Source organism: Mycobacterium sp. IDUB_39 (assembly GCF_055419205.1).
Genome location: NZ_JBVAXF010000002.1, coordinates 51,827 through 72,323, shown reverse-complemented (window position 1 = coordinate 72,323; position 20,497 = coordinate 51,827). Strand labels below are relative to the sequence as shown.

Genomic DNA, 20,497 nt, shown 5'->3' with positions numbered 1-20,497 from the left:
AGTAAAGTGAGCCCGTGGCCCGTGCTCGAGTGACCATCCGCGATGTGGCCGATGCCGCCGGGGTCTCGGCCACCACGGTCTCTCACGCGCTCAACGGCAAGGGTGAGGTCAGCGCGGTAACCATCGAACGCGTGCGGGCCGCGGCACACCGGCTCGGCTACCGGCCGAGCGCGACAGCCCGGGCGCTGCGGCGCGGCCGGACCGGGTCGCTGGTCCTCATCCTGCCGCGCGAGGACGGCCGGGAGGTCGCGCGTCAGATCGTGGCGCTCGATTACTACATGGCCATCGCCGCCACCGCGGCGTCGGCGGCCTTCGAGCACCAGCGGGCGCTCGTCCTCCCGCCGGAACTCACCACCGCGGAGGAGTGGGAGGCGATCAATCCCGACGGGGTCCTCCTGTGCGATCCGATTGCGTCCGATCCGCAGATCGAACTGCTGGAGGGCATCGGAATTCCCGTCGTGTCCATCGAGCGCGACGCGGGCAGGCCCGATCGCGTCCATTACGTGGCCGGCGACAATGCCGCCAACACCCGGCTGGTCCTGGAACACCTGCGGGCACAGGGTGCGCGCCGCATCGCCTTGCTCACGACGGCATGGACCCGAGCCTGGTCGATCGACATCGACGAGGCGTACTCGGCGTGGTGCAAGGAGACGGGATTCCCGGACCTGAGAGTGCGGGTGCCGGTGCAATTCGACCATCGCGCCGGCTACCAGGCCGCCTGCCGATTGCTTGACGGCCCCGAACCTCCGGATGCCATTTACGCGACGGCCGAGGGCTACACGAACGGTGTCGTGACCGCGTGCCGCGAACGGGGACTACGCGTCCCGCAGGACGTTCTGGTGGTGGGTGGTATCGACGGCCGGGAGGCGCGTGAGAGCGAGCCGGCGGTCACTGCCATCGACTTGCACCCCGACCGGCAGGCCGAGGCGGCGGTGGAACTTCTGATCGATCGCATCGACGGCCGCGACGTACGCGGACCGGTCTATGTGCCCAGCACGCTACGGGTGCGCGCAAGTTCAGCGCGTCAGTGACCCGATTGTGAAAATGACGACGTTCTCAGGCCGATTTCGTCGTGATTTTCACAATTGAGGATCGGGCGCGCTAGTCGAGGATCCTCTTGGTGGGAGTGAAGACCACCGGCATGCCCTCGGGCCCACTCACGAAGTTGGCCGCGCGCAGGGGCACCTCGGCTCCGTCAGCCAGGCGTAGATCGGGCAGCCGCTTGAGGATTCGGCTGGTCATCAGCGAGAGCTCCAGGCGAGCCAGCTGATTGCCCATGCAGAAGTGCGTGCCGAATCCGAACGCCAGGTGGCTGTTGGGCTGGCGATCGATGCGGAAGTTCTCCGGGTCGCCGAACACACTCTCGTCGAAGTTGGCGGACTCGAACATCAGCATGATCTTCTCGTCCTTGCGCAGTTCTGTGCCGTGAAACTCGGTGTCGGCCGTCAGAGTTCGGCACATGTTCTTCACCGGCGAGGTCCAGCGCAGCATCTCCTCGATGGCACCGGGCAACCGATCGGGATCGGCCACCAGCGCATCCCACTGATCGCGGTGGCGCAGTAGCTGTTCGGTGCCGCCCGACAGCGTGTGACGGGTGGTCTCATCCCCACCGATGAGGATCAGCAGGGTCTCCATGACGATCTCCACGTCGTCCATCCGCTGTCCCTCGACCTCGGAGTTGACCAGGATGGAGAACAGATCGTCTGTGGGCTCTGAGCGCCGCTTGGCGATGACGTCCATGGTGAACGCGGTGTAGGCGGCGAAGGTGTCCATGACCTTCTGCATGGTGAGTTCGTCGATGTGCGAGCTGAGGCCGCAGACCAGGTCGTCGGACCACTGCAGCAGCATGTCGCGGTCTTTGGGTGCGACGCCGAGCATGTCGCCGATCACCGCCATCGGCAGCGGCGCCGCAATATCTCGGACGAAGTCGCACTCACCGCGTTCACACACCGCGTCGATCAGGGTGTCGCAGAGGTTCTCGATCGAGGGCAGCTTGTCCATCACCCGCTTGCGGGTGAAGCCGGCATTGACGAGCTTGCGCCGCAACAGGTGTGCGGGATCGTCCATATCGATCATGTAGGGCATACCGGGCTGATCGGGCCTGATGCCGCCCGCGCTGGAGAACAGCTCCGGATTGCGCTCGGCGTCCAGCACCGCGGCGTAGCTCGCCGCCGCGGCCTGCCCGTTGCGATCCCGGAACACCGGCTCGTTGGCCCGCATCCAGCGGTAGGCCTCGCGCGCCTTGCCGTCGGCGTAGAAGCGGCCGTCGGCGAGGTCGACGTCGGGCCGGGTGTTGGCAAGAACCGTTGTCATGCAATCTCCTTGGCGTCGCCGAATGTCATCTCGACGTTGTCGGCTGAACTCGAAATCATCGCGCGTTTGGGGAAGCCTAGTGACGCGAGCTCGGTGGCGTAGGCATGTTGGCCAAGCCGGACTGTTGCGCCACCGAGTCGGTAGCGGACGCCGGAAAGCGTCATCTCCCCTGCGGTTTCGCGAGTGACGCCGTCGAGATGCGAATAGGTCGGATGCACCTGCGGCTTGGAGGTGAACCTCGACGGCACGGGCAGCCCGGGCCGGAAGTCGATGCCCACCGCGAACTGACCATCGATGGTCACGTCGAACCCGAAGTTGTGGCCGTCCCTGACAATGAAGTCCGCCATCACCTTCGGGTAGCCCCAGATCGATCGCCCCGCCTCAAGAGTGAACGCCTGGTCCACGGGCAGGTGATGGATGAAGGCGCCCGCCGACTGCAGCGCGCGCATGCCGCTCTCGTTCGACCCCGGAGGATTCACCATGATGTTGGTGCCGTACTCGAGGTACTCCCCCAGGTCGCCGTCGATGTAGCGCATGAGCATGAGGACCGCGACGGCACGGTTGGGCCGGTAACGGCAGACCCGCAGACCGCTGTAGTCGATCATCGCTTGCGCGGCATCAGCGTCGACCGAGAACATCGCCATGTGCTGTGTGGCGGCGCGAATCTTGATCGGCATGGTGAGGACCGTGCCCGCGATGGTGTGCTGCGAGGGAGGTATGGCGTCGGTCACACGCCAAATCTAGAACGTGTTCTAGACAACTGCAAGAAAGTGTCTACTAGACCAGCGCGGCGAGGTCGCGGATCTGCTCGGGTGAGCGAGCTCCGACGACCATCATGGTGACGCCCGAGGCCTCCCATGCCTTGATCTGCTCCTTGACGTAGTCGAGGTTGCCCACGATCGCCGAGTCGTCGACGAGTTCGTCGGGGATGACCGACGCGGCCTGGTCCTTGCGATTGCTGCGGAACAGGGCGGTCACCTCATCGACGACCTCCGAATAGCCCATTCGGCGGTAGACGTCGGCGTGGAAGTTGGTGTCCTCAGCCCCCATGCCGCCCATGTAGAGCGCCAGGTGCGGCTTCATCAACTCCATGACACCGGCCCGGTCGTCGGTCACGACCACCTGCGCGGTCGCACAGATCTCGAAGGTCTCGCGGGTGCGCCGGGCACCGGGCCGCGCGAAGCCCTCGTCGAGCCACTCGTTGTACATGTCGGCGATGCGCGGGCTGTAGAAGATCGGCAGCCAGCCATCGCAGATCTCGGCGGCCAGCGCCACGTTCTTGGGCCCCTCGGCGCCGAGCATGACGGGGATGTCGGCGCGCAGCGGATGCGTTATCGGCTTGAGGTTCTTGCCCAGCCCGGTGGTGCCCTCACCCGTCAGCGGCAGGGGGTAGTGCGGGCCGTCGCTGTGCACCGGGGCCTCGCGCGCCCACACCTGGCGCAGGATATCGACGTACTCGCGGGTGCGGGCCAGGGGCTTGGGGAACTTCGCCCCGTACCAACCCTCGACGACCTGCGGACCCGACACCCCGAGACCGAGGATGTGTCGGCCTCCGGAGAGGTGATCCAGCGTCAGCGCGGCCATGGCGCACGCCGTCGGCGTGCGCGCCGACAGCTGGATGACCGACGTTCCGAGCCGCATGCGGGTGGTCTCGCGTCCCCACCACGCCAGTGGCGTGTAGGCGTCGGACCCCCAGGCCTCCGCGGTGAAGACCGTGTCGAAACCCGATTCCTCGGCGGTGGCCACCAGTTCCGCGTGGTTGGTCGGGGGCTGCGCGCCCCAATATCCCAGCTGCAGACCCAACTTCATGCGAGCCAACCTTCCTGGGCTGGTGAGCCCGTCCTTGCGACGATTGTTAGAACCTGTTCTACTCGATGCCGTGAGCGCCAGCCAAAGCAGTCCGGCCCAGATCGACGGCCATGAGTCTCCACTTTCGGCTCCCCTGAAGCTGTCATTCGACTACACCCGTTCAGTAGGTCCGGTACTCGGTCGTTTCTTCACCGAGCTGCGCGGCCGACATGTCGTCGGTGTGCGCGGATCGGATGGCCGGGTGCACGTACCTCCTGCTGAGTATGACCCGGTCACCTACGCACCCCTGAGCGAGGTCGTCCCGGTGGCCAGCGTCGGAACGGTGGTGTCGTGGACGTGGCAGCCCAACCCGCTGGAGGGACAGCCGCTGCGCCGTCCGTTCGCCTGGGCACTGATCACACTCGACGGAGCCGACACCCCCCTGCTGCACGCGGTCGACGCCGGGACGCCCGACGCGATCAGCACCGGTGCCAGGGTGCACGTGCACTGGGCCGACGAGCCGATCGGTGCCATCACCGACATCGCGTACTTCGAACTCGGCGAGGACGCCGAAGAGGTGCCCGACGCGGCCGATGACCGGGACCCGGTCACGATGCTCGTCTGCCCGAGCACCCTCGAGATCCAGCACACCGCATCGCTTCCCGAGAGCACGTTCCTGCGTGGACTCGAGGAGGGCAAGCTGCTCGGGGCGCGCTCCGGGGACAACGGCAAGGTGTACTTCCCGCCCAAGGAGGCCGATCCGGGGACCGGCCAGGCGCTCGATCAGTACGTCGAGCTGCCCGACCGTGGCACGGTGACGACGTTCGCCATCATCAACATCCCGTTCGCCGGCCAGCGCATCAAGCCGCCGTACGTCGCGGCCTACGTGCTGCTGGACGGTGCCGACATCCCATTCCTGCACCTGATCCTCGAGATCGACGCCGCGGAGGTGCGGATGGGCATGCGAGTGGAGGCCGTGTGGCGGCCCCGCGATGAGTGGGGCCTTGGCATCGACAACATCGAGTACTTCCGGCCGACGGGTGAGCCCGACGCCGACTACGACACCTACAAGCACCACCTCTAAGGGCGGTTGAAGAAGATGACGGATCGCAATGTCGCGGTGGTCGGTTTTGCGCATGCTCCGCATGTGCGCCGCACCGAAGGCACCACCAACGGCGTCGAGATGCTGATGCCGTGCTTCGCCGAGCTGTACGCGGAGCTGGGCATCAAACAGACCGATATCGGGTTCTGGTGCTCGGGCTCCTCGGATTACCTTGCCGGTCGGGCGTTCTCGTTCATCTCGGCGATCGACTCGATCGGTGCGGTACCCCCGATCAACGAGTCACACGTCGAGATGGACGCAGCCTGGGCACTGTACGAGGCCTACATCAAACTGCTGACCGGCCAGGTGGACACCGCACTGGTGTACGGCTTCGGCAAGTCCAGCGCCGGCGTCCTGCGCAGGATTCTGGCCCTGCAGACCGACCCCTACTCCCTGGCCCCGCTGTGGCCCGACTCGGTGTCGATGGCGGGTCTGCAGGCCCGCTTCGGCCTCGACGCCGGCAAGTGGACCGCCGAGCAGATGGCGCAGGTGGCGTTGGACTCCTTCGCCGTCTCCGAGCGCACCGATTCGGAGAAGCCCGCCAAGAGCATCGATGAGCTGCTGGCCCGGCCGTACTTCGCCGATCCGCTGCGCCGCCATGACATCGCGCCGATCACCGACGGTGCGGCCGCGATAGTGCTCGCCGCAGGCGATCGGGCCCGCGAACTCCGCGAACGTCCCGCCTGGATCACCGGTATTGAGCACCGCATCGAGACACCGGTGCTCGGGGCACGCGACTTGACGGTCTCGACGTCGACGGCGGCCTCTGCGGCCGCCGCGACCGGAGGCGATGCGGGCTCGATCGAGGTGGCGGAGCTGCACGCACCGTTCAGCCATCAGCAGTTGATCCTCACCGAGGCCATCGGGCTCGGTTCGAACGCCGTGGTCAACCCGTCCGGTGGGGCGTTGGCGGCCAATCCGATGTTCGTCGCCGGTCTGGAACGCATCGGTTTCGCCGCTCGGCACATCTTCAACGGTTCAGCGGGTCGGGTGCTGGCGCATGCCACGAGTGGCGCTGCGCTGCAACAGAACCTGGTTGCCGTGATGGAAGGGAAGGACAACTGATGGCCGGTCGGAACGCCGCGGTCCTGGGCACCGGGCAGACCAAGTACGTCGCCAAACGTCAAGACGTGTCGATGAACGGCCTGGTACGCGAGGCCATCGACAGGGCGCTGCAGGACTCCGGTTCGACGTTCGACGATATCGACGCCGTGGTGGTCGGCAAGGCGCCCGACTTCTTCGAGGGCGTCATGATGCCCGAACTTTTCATGGCCGACGCGGTCGGTGCGACGGGTAAGCCGCTCATCCGGGTGCACACCGCCGGGTCGGTGGGCGGGTCGACGGCGATCGTGGCCGCCAGCCTGGTGCAGTCGGGCAAGTACAAGCGCGTGCTGACCATGGCCTGGGAGAAGCAGTCCGAATCGAATGCCATGTGGGCGTTGAGCATTCCGGTGCCGTTCACCAAGCCCGTCGGCGCAGGCGCGGGCGGCTACTTCGCACCCCACGTGCGGTCCTACATTCGGCGATCCGGCGCACCAAGCCACATCGGGGCGATGGTCGCGGTGAAGGATCGCCTCAACGGCGCCAAGAATCCACTGGCGCATCTGCATCAGCCCGACATCACCCTGGACAAGGTGATGGCATCGCAGATGCTGTGGGATCCCATTCGCTTCGATGAGACGTGCCCGTCCAGCGACGGCGCCTGCGCAATGGTGATCGGCAACGAGGAGATCGCGGATCGCCGTGTCGCCGACGGCCATCCGGTGGCGTGGATCCACGCCACCGCGCTGCGCACCGAGCCGCTGGCCTACTCGGGTCGCGACCAGGTCAACCCGCAGGCCGGTCGCGATGCCGCGGCTGCCCTCTGGCGGGACGCGGGCATCACCAGCCCAATCGACGAGATCGACGTCGCCGAGGTCTACGTGCCGTTCTCCTGGTTCGAGCCGATGTGGCTGGAGAACCTCGGCTTCGCCGCCGAGGGCGAGGGCTGGAAGCTCACCGAGGCTGGCGAGACCGCTATCGGCGGCAAGATCCCGTTCAACGCCTCGGGCGGCGTGCTGTCCTCGAATCCGATCGGCGCATCCGGCATGATCCGCTTCGCCGAATCGGCGATCCAGGTCATGGGCAAGGCGGGTGACCACCAGGTCGAGGGCGCCCGAAAGGCCCTTGGTCACGCGTACGGCGGTGGCTCCCAGTACTACTCGATGTGGGTGGTGTCGGCCGACAAGCCGGTCTCGAAGTGAGTGACGTAGCGCCGGTTCACCTCGCGGGCAAGCGTTCCCGCGAGGCGGCCATGGCCCATGACAAGGAGGCCTGGCTGTCGGTCTTCGCCGACGACGCCGTCATCGAGGACCCGATCGGGCCGTCGCACTTCGACCCCGAGGGCAAGGGGCACCGCGGCAAGGCGGCGATCGCCAAGTTCTACGACATGGCGATCGCCCCGAGCGAGCTGACGTTCAACTTCGAGAAGACCTACATCTGCGGTGACGAGGAGGCCAACGTCGGCAGCATCGTGATCCGATCCAGCGGATACGAGGTGACCGCCGAGGGCGTGTTCACCTACCGGGTCAACGGCGACGGCCAGATGGTCGCGCTACGGGCGTATTGGGAGCTGGACAAGGCCACGGCAAGCGCACGCAAGCTCTGAGCGGGACGCGTCAGATCTCGGTGATGAGTTCCAGCCCGGCCTGATACCGCCGGGCAAGGTCCTGATAGGCGCCCGGGTTGGTGTCCACCCACATCTGCGCGCCGGTCCCTGCGATCGGTCCACGGACCTTGGCGGGCGCACCCGTGACGAACACCTCGTCGGGGATCTTGGTGCCGCCGACGACCAGCGAGTGCGCCGCGATCACGCTGCGCCGTCCAATGACCGCTCCGTCGAGCACTGTCGCATGGTTGGCGATCACCGCCTCGGGGCCGACGTTCACACCGTGGATGACACAGCTGTGCGCGATGGTCGCGCCCGGCCCGATATCAGTGGGGATGCCCGGCGGTGCGTGCAGAACGCTGCAGTCCTGCACGTTGGCGCCCTTGCGGATAATGATGGGGGCGAAGTCCGCGCGCAGGACCGCGTTGAACCACACCGACGCCCCCGCCTCGACGTGAACGTCCCCGACCAGCGTCGCAGTGGGTGCGACGAACGCGCTCGGATCGATCACTGGGGATCGTCCCTCGAATGAATACAGCGGCATCTCCTACATATACCGCGTGGTAGACGCGGTTGGCTGGCGATGAGCACTTGCGGAAGAGCCCATCTACCTGCTCACATTGCGCTCCAGGGGTGAAAAACTGTAACGTGTTCTAGTTAGAAGCTCAGAAACGGGAGGCCCACCGTGAGTACCCAAATCTCTGGTGAAACCGCGAACATCCGCGAGATCGACACCGGCGCGCTGCCGGAACGGTTCGCGCGTGGCTGGCATTGCCTCGGACCGGTGAAGGATTTCCTGGACGGCAAGCCGCACGGCATCGAGATCTTCGGCACGATGCTGGTGGTCTTCGCCGACTCGAACGGCGATCTCAAGGTCCTCGACGGGTACTGCCGGCACATGGGCGGCAACCTGTCCCAGGGCACCATCAAGGGTGACGAGGTCGCCTGCCCGTTCCACGACTGGCGCTGGGGCGGCGACGGCAAGTGCAAGCTGGTGCCCTACGCCAAGCGCACGCCGCGCCTGGCCCGCACCCGCGCATGGGAGACCGACGTTCGCGGTGGCCTGTTGTTCGTCTGGCACGACGTCGAGGGCAACCCGCCGCAGCCCGAGGTGCGCATCCCCGAGATCCCGGAGTTCGACAGCGACGACTGGACCGACTGGCGGTGGAACACGATGCTGATCGAGGGCTCCAACTGCCGCGAGATCATCGACAACGTCACCGACATGGCGCACTTCTTCTACATCCACTACGGCATGCCGACGTACTTCAAGAACGTGTTCGAGGGCCACATCGCCAGCCAGTACCTGCACAACGTCGGCCGCCCGGACGTTGGCGACATGGGCACCACTTACGGTGAGGCACACCTGGACTCGGAGGCCAGCTACTTCGGGCCGTCGTTCATGATCAACTGGCTGCACAACAACTACGGCGGTTTCAAGGCCGAGTCCATCCTGATCAACTGCCACTACCCGGTCAGCCAGGACTCGTTCGTACTGCAGTGGGGCGTCATCGTCGAGAAGCCGAAGGGCTTGGACGACAAGACCACTGACAAGCTGGCCCGAGTGTTCACCGAGGGTGTCAGCAAGGGGTTCCTGCAGGACGTCGAGATCTGGAAGCACAAGACGCGCATCGACAACCCGCTGCTCGTCGAGGAGGACGGCGCGGTCTACCAGATGCGTCGCTGGTACCAGCAGTTCTACGTGGACGCAGCGGATGTCACCGCCGATATGACCGACCGCTTCGAGACCGAGGTCGACACCACGGCTGCCATTGAGAAGTGGCAGGTGCAGGTCGAGGAGAACCTGGCGCTGCAGGCCGAGGAGAAGGCCGCCGAGGAACAGCCGGCGACATGACCACCAGCGGCGAGCGGACCCAGGCACCAGACGTAGACCGCCTGGCCCGCTCGATGCTGCAGCTCAGCGGCCATGACGACGAGCACGGCACCGACCACCCGACGGCTGAGGGCCGGGCGAGCGGGTCGTGGTCGAAGGCACCTGACTTCGCGGCCGACCCGGCGCGCGCCGCCGCTATCCGCGAGGCGAGCCGCCAGGACCGGGAGCGTTACCTCACCGCAGGTCTCGTTCCGGTCGACTGCCGGTTCTGCCACGCCACTGTCGCGGTGAAGAAGCTGGGCCCCAGCCAAACCACGGTGCAGTGGAACTCGGACGCCTCGTCCCGGTGCGCCGTGTTCTCCGAGATTCGCGCCGGCGGTGGCAACAGCAGTCGCAGCCGATCGTGCCCACGGCTGTCGGACAGCATCAAGCACGCGGTGGCCGAGGGTTGCCTGGAGGAAGTGTCCTCTGCCCCCTCCCCCGGCGACGGCTGAGCGCCTACTGTCCTGGCCATGTGGAAACCGGGACTGGTGCTCGTGCTCGGCGCCGTTCTCACCGGCTGCACGCAGGTCGTCGACACTGCGCGGCCACAGGCCGAGCCAGCGGTCGCACCCATCACCGCTGGGCAGGTCCGTGACTTGTTGAGCCCGAGTGTCGAGGATGTCGACGGCAATCTGTTCGCCACCGTCGAACCGCAGCAGTGCAGTGGGATAGCCCGGGAAGTTGACCCGCCCTTCATCTTTGACCTCGACCCGGCCGCAACCGATGGTGGGCACTGGTCCGATACCGCAGGCCACGGGGTGGTCATCGAGGAGATGGCCGGCGTCTACCCGGCCGACTTCGATGCACGCGACGCACTCGACCGGACGCGGAGAACCATCGAATCGTGTCGGGACACGCCCCTGCGGGTCACCACCATGCGCGACCGCACCTACGTCTTCAGGCTCGGGCCCCCGGTGGAATCCGGTTCACCCGATATCGTGCTGTGGTCTCTCACCGCCACCGACTGGGCCTGCGACAGCGCATACGTCGCCGCGCACAACGCCGCCGTGGGCATCTCCACGTGCGGAACCGTCAACGGTTATGACGTGTTGGCACTGGCTCGAGACGCGCTGGATCGTATTGAGGCACTCGCCAATCTGACCGCGTGACCTGTCGCCCTCAGGCGGAGCGCACCGACAGATCCTCATCGCGCGGCAATTGGAGAGCGATCTCCTGCGCGGCGTCTCGCAGCTGAGGGAGGAACGTGGCGATCTCGTCGAGCGGCATCCGGAAGTCGGGAGCGGACACCGTCAGCGCGTATGCGGGCCTTGCGCCCTTCATGATCGGCACGCTGACCGCTCGGATGCCCCGCTGAATCTCGCCGTCGTTCACCGCATATCCACTTTCGGCAACCTGGCGCAGTTCCCTGCGGAAGTCCACTTCATTGATGTGGGTATTGGGCGTCAACTTCTCCCAGTGCAGTTGCCTGATGATTTCCTCTTGCTCAGCGGCCGGAAGAAATGCCAGAAGACACTTGCCGCCGGCCGCCGCATGCAGCGGCAGCCGCTCCCCCACATAGGCCCTGATCTGCACTCGGTCGGATCCACCGAGCCGTTCCACGTAGTAGTACTCCGCGCCCTCGCGGGCACCGATGAAGATGGTTCGACCGGTGCTGTCGGCGAGTCGGCGCATGACCGAGAGCATCACCTCCGGCAGCGTGCGCACCTCGGAGGCGCGGTGGTGCAGCTCAAAGAGCTTCATACCCAGTTGATACCGCCGGCTCTGTGGGTCGATGCGCGCGAGACCGATGCGAACCATCTCGGTGAGCAACCGATGAACCGTGCTGGGCGGCAGGTCGACCTCCCGAGACAGCCCGGTCACGGTCACGCCATCGGGGTGATCAACGAGTACGTCAAGCAAGATGAAGCCCTTGGCAAGGGTGCCATCAGTCGCCATGCCGGAATCCTAACTCCCGTCGGAACACGCAGGTCCGGAGAACTCCGGCATGGCGACCTTGGCCTCACTGCGCTTTGTCAGTCGATCAGCTGGTTGCGCTCAAGCACCGCACCCTGCTGCCGCAGCACGTCCTGGACGTCGCCGTGCGGAATATCGCGCAGAGCCACGCCGGAACTCTGTGCGCCCAACGCAGCGATCGTGCCTGCGGCGTGACCGCTCACCATGCAGACGGCCTGGCCACGCACGGACCCTGCGGCCTCGTGATCTGAGCTGATGCACCGGCCGGCAACGATGACGTTGTCCAGCCCGTTGGGGATCAACGCGCGCTTCGGAATCCCATACGACCGGGACAGGTACTGCAGTGTGATACCGCCGCCCTCGACCTTCGTCCCGAGCACCTTGGCACCGATTCCGGTGTCATGGATGTCGAGAGGATAGGCACCGCGTCCGACCTGATCCTCGAAGTCCCGACCGGCGAGGACGTCCTCGCGCGTCAGGGTGTGCTCGCCGACGATGTGCCGCGACTCCCGAACACCCAACTGGTGCGGGAGGTTCGCCAGGTAGCAGCGGTCGAAGCCGGGCACGTACTTGCGCAGGAAGTGCAGCGCCTCGTAGGTCTGCAGCTGGGTCTCTGCCTCCGCGCGGCTGACGTCCCACGGATCGGTTCCGTCGATGCCGTGTACCCGGGTCAGGTTGATGACGACATCGTCGCGCCCGGGGAGGGTGTAGATACCCAGACGGTTACGCGGCATCGTGAAATCACCGGCGTCCTTGGCCTGTTGGATCAGGTTCTGGAATGCCATGAGGTGCACGCCTGGGGTGTTCCGGATGTAATCCATCGTGTACCCCGTCCCGGTCCAGCCGGTCGGAGCGGTGCGGTCCTCCGGATGCTCCTCGAGGTAGTCCCACACCTTGGCCAGGTCGACCCCGCCGACGCGGAAGATATTGCTCACCGGCTGGGTCACCCGGTCTGTCCCGTTGCCGAAGACGAACTCGCCACCTGCCCGCGCCACCACGTCCGCGTCACCGGTCGCGTCGACGACGTACTTCGCCTTGATGGTCGAGATACCGGCCTTGTTCGCGACGGTCAACTTCGCGACGCGATCACCCTCGCGTTCCACGCCCAGAAACATGGTGTGGAAGAGCAGATCTGCGCCGTGTTCCCTGGCCGCGCGCAGCAGGAAGATCTTGAACGGCTCGGGATCCTGAGCGAGGATCGAGCCGAAGAGGCTGTCCTTCACCGGCGGTGTCGCGTGCTCGTTCTTGATCAGGTCGCGAACGATGTCCCGGGGGTAGCCGCCGAGCGCCCAATACCCCTCTGCGTCAGCCGATCCCAGGAGGTTCATACCCAGCGAGAGGATGCCGCCGAGGTAACCGTACTGCTCGATGACGATCGTCTTGGCACCCGTCGCGGCCGCTGCGATCCCGGCGAACGCGCCGGCGGTACCACCACCCACCACAGCGACGTCGTAGTCATATTCGTTGGTCATATTCGTTCCCACTTTCTCTTCTAATCAGCGATTTTCGTGAGGGTCTCGAGATCCGCGGTGTCCAAGGACTCAGCTGAACCCGTGAAGTCGTCGCCATAGGTCGTCTTGACGAGGTAGATGGAGATCAGGCCGATGACGGTGCTCACGATGATCAGGACGGAGATCGGCCAGGATGCGCCGTCGGCCCAGCCGACGATGGACGCGGCGAATAGTGGCACGAATCCCACTGTCGCGCCGCCGATCTGATAACCGACAGATGCCCCGCTGTAGCGAACACGAGGCGGGAACATCTCGGCGTACAGGGCCGCAGTCGGCGCGTACATCATCGGGTGCGCCACGCCCAGGACAACGACCACCGACGTCCACACCAGAGCCGGCACGCCGGTCCCGATCATCCAGTAGAGCGGGAAGGCGCACAGCGTGGCGAACACCGCACCGATGGCGTATGTCCGCCGGCGGCCGAGGCTGTCCGAGAGCCGACCGAAGATGGGGACCAGGACTGCCTGACACGCGGCGGCGATCATGATTCCGGTGAAGAAGACACTTCTGGGCATCCCCAGCTCGGTGGTGGCCCAGGACAGGGTGAAGACGCTCAGCACATAGAACAGCACCCCGTGACCGAGATAGATGCCGCCGGCGAGCAGCACATTCTTCGTGTTGGACCGAAGAAGCTCGAAGAACGGAATCTTCGCGACAGCTCCCTCCTTTTGCAGCTTGTCGAACACCGGCGTCTCGATGACGCGGAGCCGGATGAACAGACCGACGGCGACGAGCACGATGCTCAGCAGGAACGGCACTCGCCATCCCCACGTTCGGAAGTCGTCATCCGGCATCGCCGCGAACACCGCGAACAGGCCCGTCGACATGAGTAGCCCGATGGGCACGCCCATCTGGGGCCAACTGCCGTAGAAGCCGCGCCGGTTCCGAGGTGCGTGCTCCACGGCCATGATGACCGCACCGCCCCATTCGCCACCAACGGCAAACCCTTGGATGAATCGCAGGCTCACCAGAATGATTGGCGCCCAGACGCCGATCGCGTCGAATGTCGGCAGCAGACCGATGGCGAACGTCGCCGCACCCATCAGCAGCAGGCTGATGATGAGCATTCTCTTGCGCCCGATCCGGTCGCCGAAGTGTCCGAAGAACACCCCGCCCAGCGGCCGTGCGATGAATCCGACGGCGAATGTGCTGAACGCCGCAAGGGTGCCGGCAAGGGTCGAGAAACCCGGAAAGAAGAGGGTCCCGACGATCGTCGCCGAGGCCGCTCCGTATATGTAGAAGTCGTACCACTCGATCGTCGTGCCGATGAGGCTGGCCGCCGCGACCCGCTTGATCGGTGACTTCTCGCGTTCGTCGTCCACTGCCACTCGGGCTCGCTCCATTGCGACGTCTCACCCTCTTCGCGTTGATCTCAGACCATATTCCGATTATCGGAATAAAACCCCGTCTATCGGGATGGTGGTTACTGTAAGCGGGGTCACAACACAGTGTCAACAGCCTGTGTCAGATCTCGATCTGAATGCGCTTCAGCCAGTGCAACCGTGAAAGGACCTGTCTCATGCCAGATTTCGTCGGCGCCATTGACCAGGGCACCACCAGCACCCGCTTCATGGTCTTCGATCACGGCGGGCGTGTGATCGCCCGCCACCAACTCACCCATGAACAGCTTCTTCCCCGCCCAGGGTGGGTTGAACACGATCCGGTGCAGATCTGGCAGCAGACGGAATCGGTTATCAACGAGGCCTTGAACGAGCACGGGTTGCGCCCCGCCGACCTCGCCGCCATCGGAGTTGCCAATCAACGTGAGACAACCGTGGTGTGGAACAGGCGCACCGGTCTGCCCTACTACAACGCGATCGTCTGGCAGGACACTCGCACGGACCGGATGTCAGCCGAGCTCGACGCAGGCGAGGCAGGTCACGTCATCCGCCACAAGACCGGGTTGCCGCCGGCGCCGTACTTCTCCGGCGGAAAGCTCGCCTGGATCCTGGCAAGCGTCGATGGTGTCAGGGCAGCGGCTGAAAACGGTGACGCACTGTTCGGCACCATCGACACCTGGTTGCTGTGGCACCTGACCGGCGGTCCGCGCGGCGGCGCACACGTCACCGACGTCACCAACGCCAGTCGCACGATGCTGATGAACCTCGAGACGCTGGACTGGGATGACGAACTACTGGCGTTGTTCGGCGTTCCACGCCAGATGCTTCCCCAGATCCGCCCCTCCTCGGCGCCAGATCTGTACGGGCACACAGTAGTTGTGGGGCCGACCGGGTCAGCGATACCACTGTCAGCCGCAGTGGGCGACCAACAGGCCGCCATGATCGGACAGCTCTGCCTGTCCGCAGGTGATGCGAAGAACACCTATGGCACCGGAAACTTCCTGCTGCTGAACACCGGCCAACAACTCGTTCGATCCAGCAACGGACTCATCACGACGGTGTGTTACCAATTCGGGGACCAGCCAGCCACATTTGCACTCGAGGGCTCGATCGCCGTGACGGGCTCGGCGGTGCAGTGGCTACGCGACCAACTCGGGATCATCGAGCATGCCGCCGACAGCGAATCCCTCGCTGCGCAGGTGCAAGACAGTGACGGGGCGTACTTCGTACCGGCGTTCTCCGGCCTGTTTGCCCCACACTGGCGCTCGGATGCCCGCGGCGCCATCGTCGGACTGACGCGCTACCACCACAAAGCCCATATCGCGCGCGCCACTCTCGAATCGATCTGCTACCAGAGCCGCGAGGTGGCCGACGCGATGTACAGGGACTCCGGCGTACCGCTCGAGGTGTTCAAGGTCGACGGTGGTGTGACGGCCAACAGCCTGTGCATGCAAATCCAGGCGAATGTGCTCGGCGTCCCGGTCAGCCGACCGGTCGTGGCCGAAACCACCGCGCTGGGCGCCGCGTACGCCGCCGGGTTGGCTGTCGGTTTCTGGAACACCACCGACGAGCTCCAGCAGAACTGGCACGAGAGCACCCGCTGGCATCCGCAGTGGGACGAGGAACAGCGCGAGCATGGCTATCGCGGATGGTGCAAGGCGGTCAAGCGAACCCTGGACTGGGTCGACGTGAACTGACACGCCTTATGCCACAACTTGTTTCGATCAAAGGACAGCCCATGACCCTCACCCCCCTGCCCCTGAGTCCCGAATCCCGTCGTCTCGCGCTGGACACCATGGCGACTACCGAACTGGACGTTTTGGTCATCGGCGCCGGCGTTGTCGGGGCGGGCGCGGCGTTGGACGCGGTCACTCGCGGCCTCATCACCGGCGTGGTCGAGGCGCGTGACTACGCGGCCGGGACATCGAGTCGCTCCTCGAAACTCGTGCACGGCGGACTGCGCTATCTCAAACAGCTCAACTTCGCCCTGGTGTTCGAGGCCCTTCGGGAGCGTTCCCTCATCATGGACAGCCTCGCGCCGCATCTGGCCAGACCCGTTGAGTTCCTGTATCCACTGATGCGTCGCGGCATCGACCGCGCCTGGGTCGGCACAGGTGTGGGCGTCTACGACGTGCTCGGCGCAGGGCGGGGCGTACCCACCCATCACCGGCACCTCGGCAGGCGCAAGACACTGCAGAGCTTTCCCGGCGCAAAGCTGGGGGCCGTGCACGGCGGCATCAGCTTCTATGAGGGCCACCTCGACGACGCCCGCCACACGATGATGCTCGCGCGCACTGCCGCCAGCTACGGCGCGCTGTGCGCCAACAGCGCCCGCATGGTCGGGTTCCTCCGGGAGGGCGATCGTGTTGTCGGCGCACGAGTCAAGGACCTCGAGACTGGCCGGGAGATCGCGGTCCGCGCCAAACGGACCGTCAACGCGACAGGCGCGTGGACGGACGAGGTTGCGCAAATCCTCGGCCGCCAAGGCGGTTTCGAAGTGCGCGCGTCCAAGGGCGTTCACATCGTCGTGCCCCGGGCCGCCATCGACTCCCGCACCGGCATCATCACCGAGACGGAGAAGAGCCTCCTCTTCGTCATCCCCTGCCCGTGGAGCGACCTGCACTGGGTCATCGGCACCACGGATACCAGTTGGGACCGAGACCTCGCCCATCCGGCAGCCAGCGCCTCGGACATCGACTACATCCTCGAACAGGTCAACAGGCTGCTGCAGACACCCATCACGGGCGACGACATCGTCGGCGTGTACACCGGTTTGCGTCCCCTGCTGGCCGGCGACTCCGACCAGACCTCCACACTGTCGCGCGAGCACGCCGTGGTGAGCCCGGCTGACGGGCTGGTCATCGTGGCCGGCGGCAAGTACACCACCTACCGGGTGATGGCCAAGGACGCTATCGACGCGGCAGTGCGAGGCCTCCGTGCGGAGAAGTCGCGCACAGATCAGCTTCCACTGATCGGTGCCCCCGGCTACCACGAGATGTGGGCGGCGCGGGCACGGCTCGCCACCGAGGCGGGTCTGGACCTGGCCACTGTCGAACACCTGCTCGGCCGCTACGGCAGCGCGATCACCGAGATCCTGAGTGTCGTCGACGCTGATCCGTCCCTGGCCCGACGCATCTCGCCGCACTCACCGTATCTGCGGGCCGAGGTGGTCTACGCCGTATCTCACGAGGGGGCACTGCACCTGGACGATATTCTCACCCGCCGCACCCGGATCTCGATCGAAACCCCGGACCGGGGCGTTGACGTCGCGCAGGAGGTCGCCGAATTGGTTGCGCCGCTGCTGGGTTGGGACGAATTGCACACCCGGCGAGAGGTTGCGTACTTCCGGGCTCGAGTCAGCGCCGAGATCGAATCGCAGCGCCAACCCGACGATCAGACCGCTGATGCGGCAAGGCTCGGCGCACCCGACGTACGTGCCGAACTCGCCGAGCAGTGATCGCCCACGGTGCCTCTAGTCGAGGCCGTCACCGACAGCGGCCGCCGCCTCATCGATGATCGCCCGCATGGCACGCTCGGCGGCCACCTCATCACCCAGCCGTATCGCTCTCGCGACCTCATCGTGCAACTCGATGGCGGCCGGGTTGGGTCTCTCCGGCATCATGCCGTGATGGGTGCGGCCAGTGAGCACCTCGGCAATCACGCCGTTGAGTGCCCGTAGCATCTCGTTACCGCTGGCCTCGAGCAGTGTTTGATGAAAGGCCTTGTCCGCCAGGAGATACGCTTCAAGATCACCTGAACGGCCGTGCATGACCATGTCTGATACCGCGGCCGCCATGGTCCGGCACTGGTGCGGATCGGCCCGTCGGGCGGCCAACGCCGCCGCGGTCGGTTCGACACCGCGGCGCAGTTCGGATAGCGACACCAACTGCGCGGCTCGGTCGCCGGACTCGAGACGCCAGCGAATCATCCTGGGGTCGAACACATTCCACTTCTCCGCCGGCTGAATCGTGATACCGACGCGGCGACGCGACGCAATCATGCCCATCGACTCCAGAACCCGGATCGCCTCACGGGCGACACTGCGCGACACACCGTGCTCCACGCCCACCCGATCGAGAGTGAGCACATGCCCGGACGCGTACTGCCCCGACACGATCGCGGTGCCGAGCGCGGTCAACAGACTCTCATGCAATGCACCGACTATCGCGTCCCCGTCCACCCATACATCCTGTCATAGCTAGGTCCCTGTGGTTGAAGACATACGATGTCGATCATTTGGTTGCATTCGTATGCCTATTAAGCGATAGTGTGACTGCAAGCACAGTGGCAAGAGGATGGAGCGAAGTGGGATCACCAGTGTCGAGAGTTCGACGCGTTCCCCCAATAGTCGCCATGGGGGTCTCCGGCACAGGGAAGACCACCGTCGGCATGGGCCTGGCCACACGGCTGAATGAGCCGTTCATCGACGCCGACGATCTACACGATGAGCCCAGTAAGACCAAGATGGCGCGTGGCATACCGCTCACCGATGAGGACCGCGCGCCGTGGCTCACCCGAGCCGGGCAGGCGATCGAACGAGAGGTGCGACTCGGTGCGTCACCTGTCCTCGCGTGTTCCTCGCTGAAGGCCAAGTATCGAGATCGCATACGGTCCTTCGCGCCCACCGTCGTATTCGTCCACCTGGACGGCACGGCATCGCTGATCGCCCATCGACTGAGCGAACGCACCCATGAATACATGCCGTCGACACTGCTGGAGTCTCAGCTCGGCGCCCTCGAGCCACTGCGCGATGACGAGCACGGTCTCCGGGTGGACATCTCCATGACACCGGGACACATCATCGATCGCGTGGTCACGTGGCTGGACGGCGCACCATTTGCCGCCGATGAGCGAATTGAGGAGAAATGACCGACACGCATGCCAGCGGCGCCCTCGAACTGAGCGGTCTCACAAAACGCTACGGGGACAACACCGTTGTCAAGGGCATCGACCTGACGCTGCGACCCGGTGAGTTCGTCTCGCTACTCGGCCCATCGGGATGCGGTAAGACCACGACGCTTCGGATGATCGCCGGATTCGAATCGGTCGACGCGGGCGACATCCGGCTCGGTGGTGTCTCGGTCAGAGACACCCCGGCGAACAAGCGCGACGTCAACACCGTTTTCCAGTCATATGCGCTCTTCCCGCACCTGAGCGTCGCGGGCAACATCGCCTACGGGCTGCGGCAGCGCAAGGTCGCCAAGAGCGAGATCGAGGACCGCGTCACCGATGCCCTGGACCTGGTACGCCTCACCCCGCTCGCGGACCGGCGACCAGCCCAGCTATCGGGCGGACAGCAGCAGCGGGTCGCCCTCGCCCGTGCTCTCGTCAATCGCCCCCAGGTACTGCTGCTCGACGAACCCCTCGCGGCGCTCGATCGTCAACTGCGCGAACAGATGCAGATCGAGCTGCAACTCATCCAGCATCGGCTCAACACCACGTTCCTGTTCGTGACCCACGACCAGCACGAGGCACTGGCGATGAGCGACCGCATCGCGATCATGAACGATGGCCGGATCGAGCAGTTGGATGCCCCCGACGTCGTCTACACCCGACCGGCGAGCAGGTTCGTCGCCGGGTTCGTGGGCCAGCAGAACTTCTTCGAGGGCGTCGTGGACACCGACCGACGGTTCGCGACAGCCGACGACACTCGCTTCAGCCTGACCCAGGCCCCGCACGGGCTCATGCCCGGGGATCCGGTCACACTCGCGGTGCGACCCGAAGCCGTGCGTCTGCGCGCCGTGGAGCATCCCACCGACAGCGACGCCATCGAAACGTCGGTCGTCGCCCGCAGCTATCTCGGCGACGTCGTGCAGTACGTGCTGCACTCGGCTGCGCGCCAGGAGATCATCGCGCGAATTCCGCGCCGAGACATCGACGAGAGCATCGTCGTGGGCGACACGGTGACCTGCTCCTGGGCAGACACAGCGGTCGCGGCCTTCCCGGCCAATTCACCGACGGCTCAGGCGACGACGCCCGAACCGGCACTCACGAAGGGTAATTGAG

At 65.4% G+C, this 20,497-nt stretch carries 20 protein-coding genes; 12 read left to right on the top strand and 8 right to left on the bottom strand.

Annotation, left to right across the window (positions count from 1 at the left end):
* The first annotated feature begins 14 nt into the window (after nucleotides 1–14).
* The gene (locus tag ACZY0X_RS06470; protein ID WP_463768832.1) at nucleotides 15–1,031 is read left to right on the top strand and encodes a LacI family DNA-binding transcriptional regulator; all 1,017 of its coding nucleotides are present in this window, start codon (nucleotides 15–17) and stop codon (nucleotides 1,029–1,031) included.
* Nucleotides 1,032–1,101: 70 nt separating this feature from the next.
* On the opposite strand, the gene ACZY0X_RS06465 is transcribed toward ACZY0X_RS06470, so the two are convergent.
* The 3 genes from ACZY0X_RS06465 to ACZY0X_RS06455 all read right to left on the bottom strand — a co-directional run bounded on the left by ACZY0X_RS06465 (nucleotide 1,102) and on the right by ACZY0X_RS06455 (nucleotide 4,122).
* Nucleotides 1,102–2,313: a cytochrome P450 gene (locus ACZY0X_RS06465; protein ID WP_463768831.1), complete on the bottom strand. Its 1,212-nt coding sequence runs from the start codon at nucleotides 2,311–2,313 to the stop codon at nucleotides 1,102–1,104.
* Nucleotides 2,310–2,990 carry an acetoacetate decarboxylase family protein gene (locus tag ACZY0X_RS06460; RefSeq protein ID WP_463770527.1) on the bottom strand — a complete coding sequence of 227 codons (681 nt, stop codon included), beginning with the start codon at nucleotides 2,988–2,990 and terminating at the stop codon, nucleotides 2,310–2,312. Before ACZY0X_RS06460 ends, ACZY0X_RS06465 begins: the two co-directional genes overlap by 4 nt.
* A gap of 100 nt (nucleotides 2,991–3,090) precedes the next feature.
* Nucleotides 3,091–4,122, bottom strand: a complete 1,032-nt coding sequence (locus ACZY0X_RS06455) for an LLM class F420-dependent oxidoreductase (protein WP_463768830.1) — start codon at nucleotides 4,120–4,122, stop codon at nucleotides 3,091–3,093.
* 70 nt (nucleotides 4,123–4,192) lie between these two features.
* Here ACZY0X_RS06455 and ACZY0X_RS06450 point away from each other — a divergent pair, with 70 nt between their 5' ends.
* From ACZY0X_RS06450 to ACZY0X_RS06435, 4 genes are read left to right on the top strand one after another with little or no spacing between them, the layout of a single operon-like run.
* Nucleotides 4,193–5,185 carry a Zn-ribbon domain-containing OB-fold protein gene (locus ACZY0X_RS06450; RefSeq protein ID WP_463768829.1) on the top strand — a complete coding sequence of 331 codons (993 nt, stop codon included), beginning with the start codon at nucleotides 4,193–4,195 and terminating at the stop codon, nucleotides 5,183–5,185.
* A 15-nt stretch (nucleotides 5,186–5,200) separates the two neighbouring features.
* Nucleotides 5,201–6,268, top strand: a complete 1,068-nt coding sequence (locus ACZY0X_RS06445; RefSeq protein ID WP_463768828.1) for a thiolase domain-containing protein — start codon at nucleotides 5,201–5,203, stop codon at nucleotides 6,266–6,268.
* Nucleotides 6,268–7,446 carry a thiolase domain-containing protein gene (locus tag ACZY0X_RS06440; protein WP_463768827.1) on the top strand — a complete coding sequence of 393 codons (1,179 nt, stop codon included), beginning with the start codon at nucleotides 6,268–6,270 and terminating at the stop codon, nucleotides 7,444–7,446. Before ACZY0X_RS06445 ends, ACZY0X_RS06440 begins: the two co-directional genes overlap by 1 nt.
* A 50-nt stretch (nucleotides 7,447–7,496) precedes the next feature.
* Nucleotides 7,497–7,850 carry a nuclear transport factor 2 family protein gene (locus ACZY0X_RS06435; protein ID WP_463770525.1) on the top strand — a complete coding sequence of 118 codons (354 nt, stop codon included), beginning with the start codon at nucleotides 7,497–7,499 and terminating at the stop codon, nucleotides 7,848–7,850.
* Between the two features lie 10 nt (nucleotides 7,851–7,860).
* Here the strand turns inward: ACZY0X_RS06435 and ACZY0X_RS06430 are convergent, their stop codons facing one another.
* Nucleotides 7,861–8,394 (bottom strand): gamma carbonic anhydrase family protein, encoded by a 534-nt coding sequence (locus ACZY0X_RS06430; RefSeq protein ID WP_463768826.1) that lies wholly within the window; start codon nucleotides 8,392–8,394, stop codon nucleotides 7,861–7,863.
* A gap of 141 nt (nucleotides 8,395–8,535) precedes the next feature.
* Between ACZY0X_RS06430 and ACZY0X_RS06425 the strand changes: the two genes are divergently transcribed.
* The 3 genes from ACZY0X_RS06425 to ACZY0X_RS06415 are packed head-to-tail and all read left to right on the top strand — an operon-like array spanning nucleotide 8,536 to nucleotide 10,835.
* The gene (locus ACZY0X_RS06425) at nucleotides 8,536–9,705 is read left to right on the top strand and encodes a Rieske 2Fe-2S domain-containing protein (protein WP_463768825.1); all 1,170 of its coding nucleotides are present in this window, start codon (nucleotides 8,536–8,538) and stop codon (nucleotides 9,703–9,705) included.
* On the top strand, nucleotides 9,702–10,178 hold the full coding sequence (locus ACZY0X_RS06420; protein WP_463768824.1) for a hypothetical protein: 477 nt from the start codon (nucleotides 9,702–9,704) through the stop codon (nucleotides 10,176–10,178). The genes ACZY0X_RS06425 and ACZY0X_RS06420 overlap by 4 nt, the downstream gene beginning before the upstream one ends.
* 18 nt (nucleotides 10,179–10,196) lie before the next feature.
* Nucleotides 10,197–10,835, top strand: a complete 639-nt coding sequence (locus ACZY0X_RS06415) for a sensor domain-containing protein (protein ID WP_463768823.1) — start codon at nucleotides 10,197–10,199, stop codon at nucleotides 10,833–10,835.
* Between the two features lie 10 nt (nucleotides 10,836–10,845).
* Here the strand turns inward: ACZY0X_RS06415 and ACZY0X_RS06410 are convergent, their stop codons facing one another.
* The 3 genes from ACZY0X_RS06410 to ACZY0X_RS06400 all read right to left on the bottom strand — a co-directional run bounded on the left by ACZY0X_RS06410 (nucleotide 10,846) and on the right by ACZY0X_RS06400 (nucleotide 14,479).
* Nucleotides 10,846–11,622, bottom strand: a complete 777-nt coding sequence (locus ACZY0X_RS06410; protein ID WP_463768822.1) for an IclR family transcriptional regulator — start codon at nucleotides 11,620–11,622, stop codon at nucleotides 10,846–10,848.
* A 77-nt stretch (nucleotides 11,623–11,699) separates the two neighbouring features.
* Entirely contained in the window at nucleotides 11,700–13,112 is a 1,413-nt protein-coding gene (locus ACZY0X_RS06405) for an FAD-dependent oxidoreductase (protein WP_463768821.1), read from the bottom strand.
* A gap of 20 nt (nucleotides 13,113–13,132) precedes the next feature.
* On the bottom strand, nucleotides 13,133–14,479 hold the full coding sequence (locus ACZY0X_RS06400) for an MFS transporter (RefSeq protein WP_463768820.1): 1,347 nt from the start codon (nucleotides 14,477–14,479) through the stop codon (nucleotides 13,133–13,135).
* Between the two features lie 191 nt (nucleotides 14,480–14,670).
* Between ACZY0X_RS06400 and glpK the strand changes: the two genes are divergently transcribed.
* Nucleotides 14,671–16,188: a glycerol kinase GlpK gene (gene glpK, locus ACZY0X_RS06395; RefSeq protein WP_463768819.1), complete on the top strand. Its 1,518-nt coding sequence runs from the start codon at nucleotides 14,671–14,673 to the stop codon at nucleotides 16,186–16,188.
* Nucleotides 16,189–16,229: 41 nt separating this feature from the next.
* Nucleotides 16,230–17,948 (top strand): glycerol-3-phosphate dehydrogenase/oxidase, encoded by a 1,719-nt coding sequence (locus tag ACZY0X_RS06390; RefSeq protein ID WP_463768818.1) that lies wholly within the window; start codon nucleotides 16,230–16,232, stop codon nucleotides 17,946–17,948.
* Between the two features lie 15 nt (nucleotides 17,949–17,963).
* Here the strand turns inward: ACZY0X_RS06390 and ACZY0X_RS06385 are convergent, their stop codons facing one another.
* Nucleotides 17,964–18,671: a FadR/GntR family transcriptional regulator gene (locus tag ACZY0X_RS06385; RefSeq protein WP_463768817.1), complete on the bottom strand. Its 708-nt coding sequence runs from the start codon at nucleotides 18,669–18,671 to the stop codon at nucleotides 17,964–17,966.
* Between the two features lie 173 nt (nucleotides 18,672–18,844).
* On the opposite strand from ACZY0X_RS06385, the gene ACZY0X_RS06380 reads away from it, so the two are divergent.
* Complete coding sequence (locus ACZY0X_RS06380) at nucleotides 18,845–19,360, top strand: gluconokinase (protein WP_241402968.1); 516 nt, start codon at nucleotides 18,845–18,847, stop codon at nucleotides 19,358–19,360.
* Nucleotides 19,357–20,496, top strand: a complete 1,140-nt coding sequence (locus ACZY0X_RS06375; protein WP_463768816.1) for an ABC transporter ATP-binding protein — start codon at nucleotides 19,357–19,359, stop codon at nucleotides 20,494–20,496. The genes ACZY0X_RS06380 and ACZY0X_RS06375 overlap by 4 nt, the downstream gene beginning before the upstream one ends.
* The last annotated feature ends 1 nt before the right edge of the window (nucleotide 20,497 follow it).

Bases quoted from the DNA above. Each gene is read 5' to 3' on its own strand.
- ACZY0X_RS06465 (WP_463768831.1), bottom strand. From the start codon at position 2,313: ATGACAACGGTTCTTGCCAACACCCGGCCCGACGTCGACCTCGCCGAC.
- ACZY0X_RS06460 (WP_463770527.1), bottom strand. From the start codon at position 2,990: ATGCCGATCAAGATTCGCGCCGCCACACAGCACATGGCGATGTTCTCG.
- ACZY0X_RS06455 (WP_463768830.1), bottom strand. From the start codon at position 4,122: ATGAAGTTGGGTCTGCAGCTGGGATATTGGGGCGCGCAGCCCCCGACC.
- ACZY0X_RS06445 (WP_463768828.1), top strand. From the start codon at position 5,201: ATGACGGATCGCAATGTCGCGGTGGTCGGTTTTGCGCATGCTCCGCAT.
- ACZY0X_RS06440 (WP_463768827.1), top strand. From the start codon at position 6,268: ATGGCCGGTCGGAACGCCGCGGTCCTGGGCACCGGGCAGACCAAGTAC.
- ACZY0X_RS06435 (WP_463770525.1), top strand. From the start codon at position 7,497: ATGGCCCATGACAAGGAGGCCTGGCTGTCGGTCTTCGCCGACGACGCC.
- ACZY0X_RS06430 (WP_463768826.1), bottom strand. From the start codon at position 8,394: ATGCCGCTGTATTCATTCGAGGGACGATCCCCAGTGATCGATCCGAGC.
- ACZY0X_RS06420 (WP_463768824.1), top strand. From the start codon at position 9,702: ATGACCACCAGCGGCGAGCGGACCCAGGCACCAGACGTAGACCGCCTG.
- ACZY0X_RS06415 (WP_463768823.1), top strand. From the start codon at position 10,197: ATGTGGAAACCGGGACTGGTGCTCGTGCTCGGCGCCGTTCTCACCGGC.
- ACZY0X_RS06410 (WP_463768822.1), bottom strand. From the start codon at position 11,622: ATGGCGACTGATGGCACCCTTGCCAAGGGCTTCATCTTGCTTGACGTA.
- ACZY0X_RS06405 (WP_463768821.1), bottom strand. From the start codon at position 13,112: ATGACCAACGAATATGACTACGACGTCGCTGTGGTGGGTGGTGGTACC.
- glpK (WP_463768819.1), top strand. From the start codon at position 14,671: ATGCCAGATTTCGTCGGCGCCATTGACCAGGGCACCACCAGCACCCGC.
- ACZY0X_RS06390 (WP_463768818.1), top strand. From the start codon at position 16,230: ATGACCCTCACCCCCCTGCCCCTGAGTCCCGAATCCCGTCGTCTCGCG.
- ACZY0X_RS06380 (WP_241402968.1), top strand. From the start codon at position 18,845: ATGGGGGTCTCCGGCACAGGGAAGACCACCGTCGGCATGGGCCTGGCC.
- ACZY0X_RS06375 (WP_463768816.1), top strand. From the start codon at position 19,357: ATGACCGACACGCATGCCAGCGGCGCCCTCGAACTGAGCGGTCTCACA.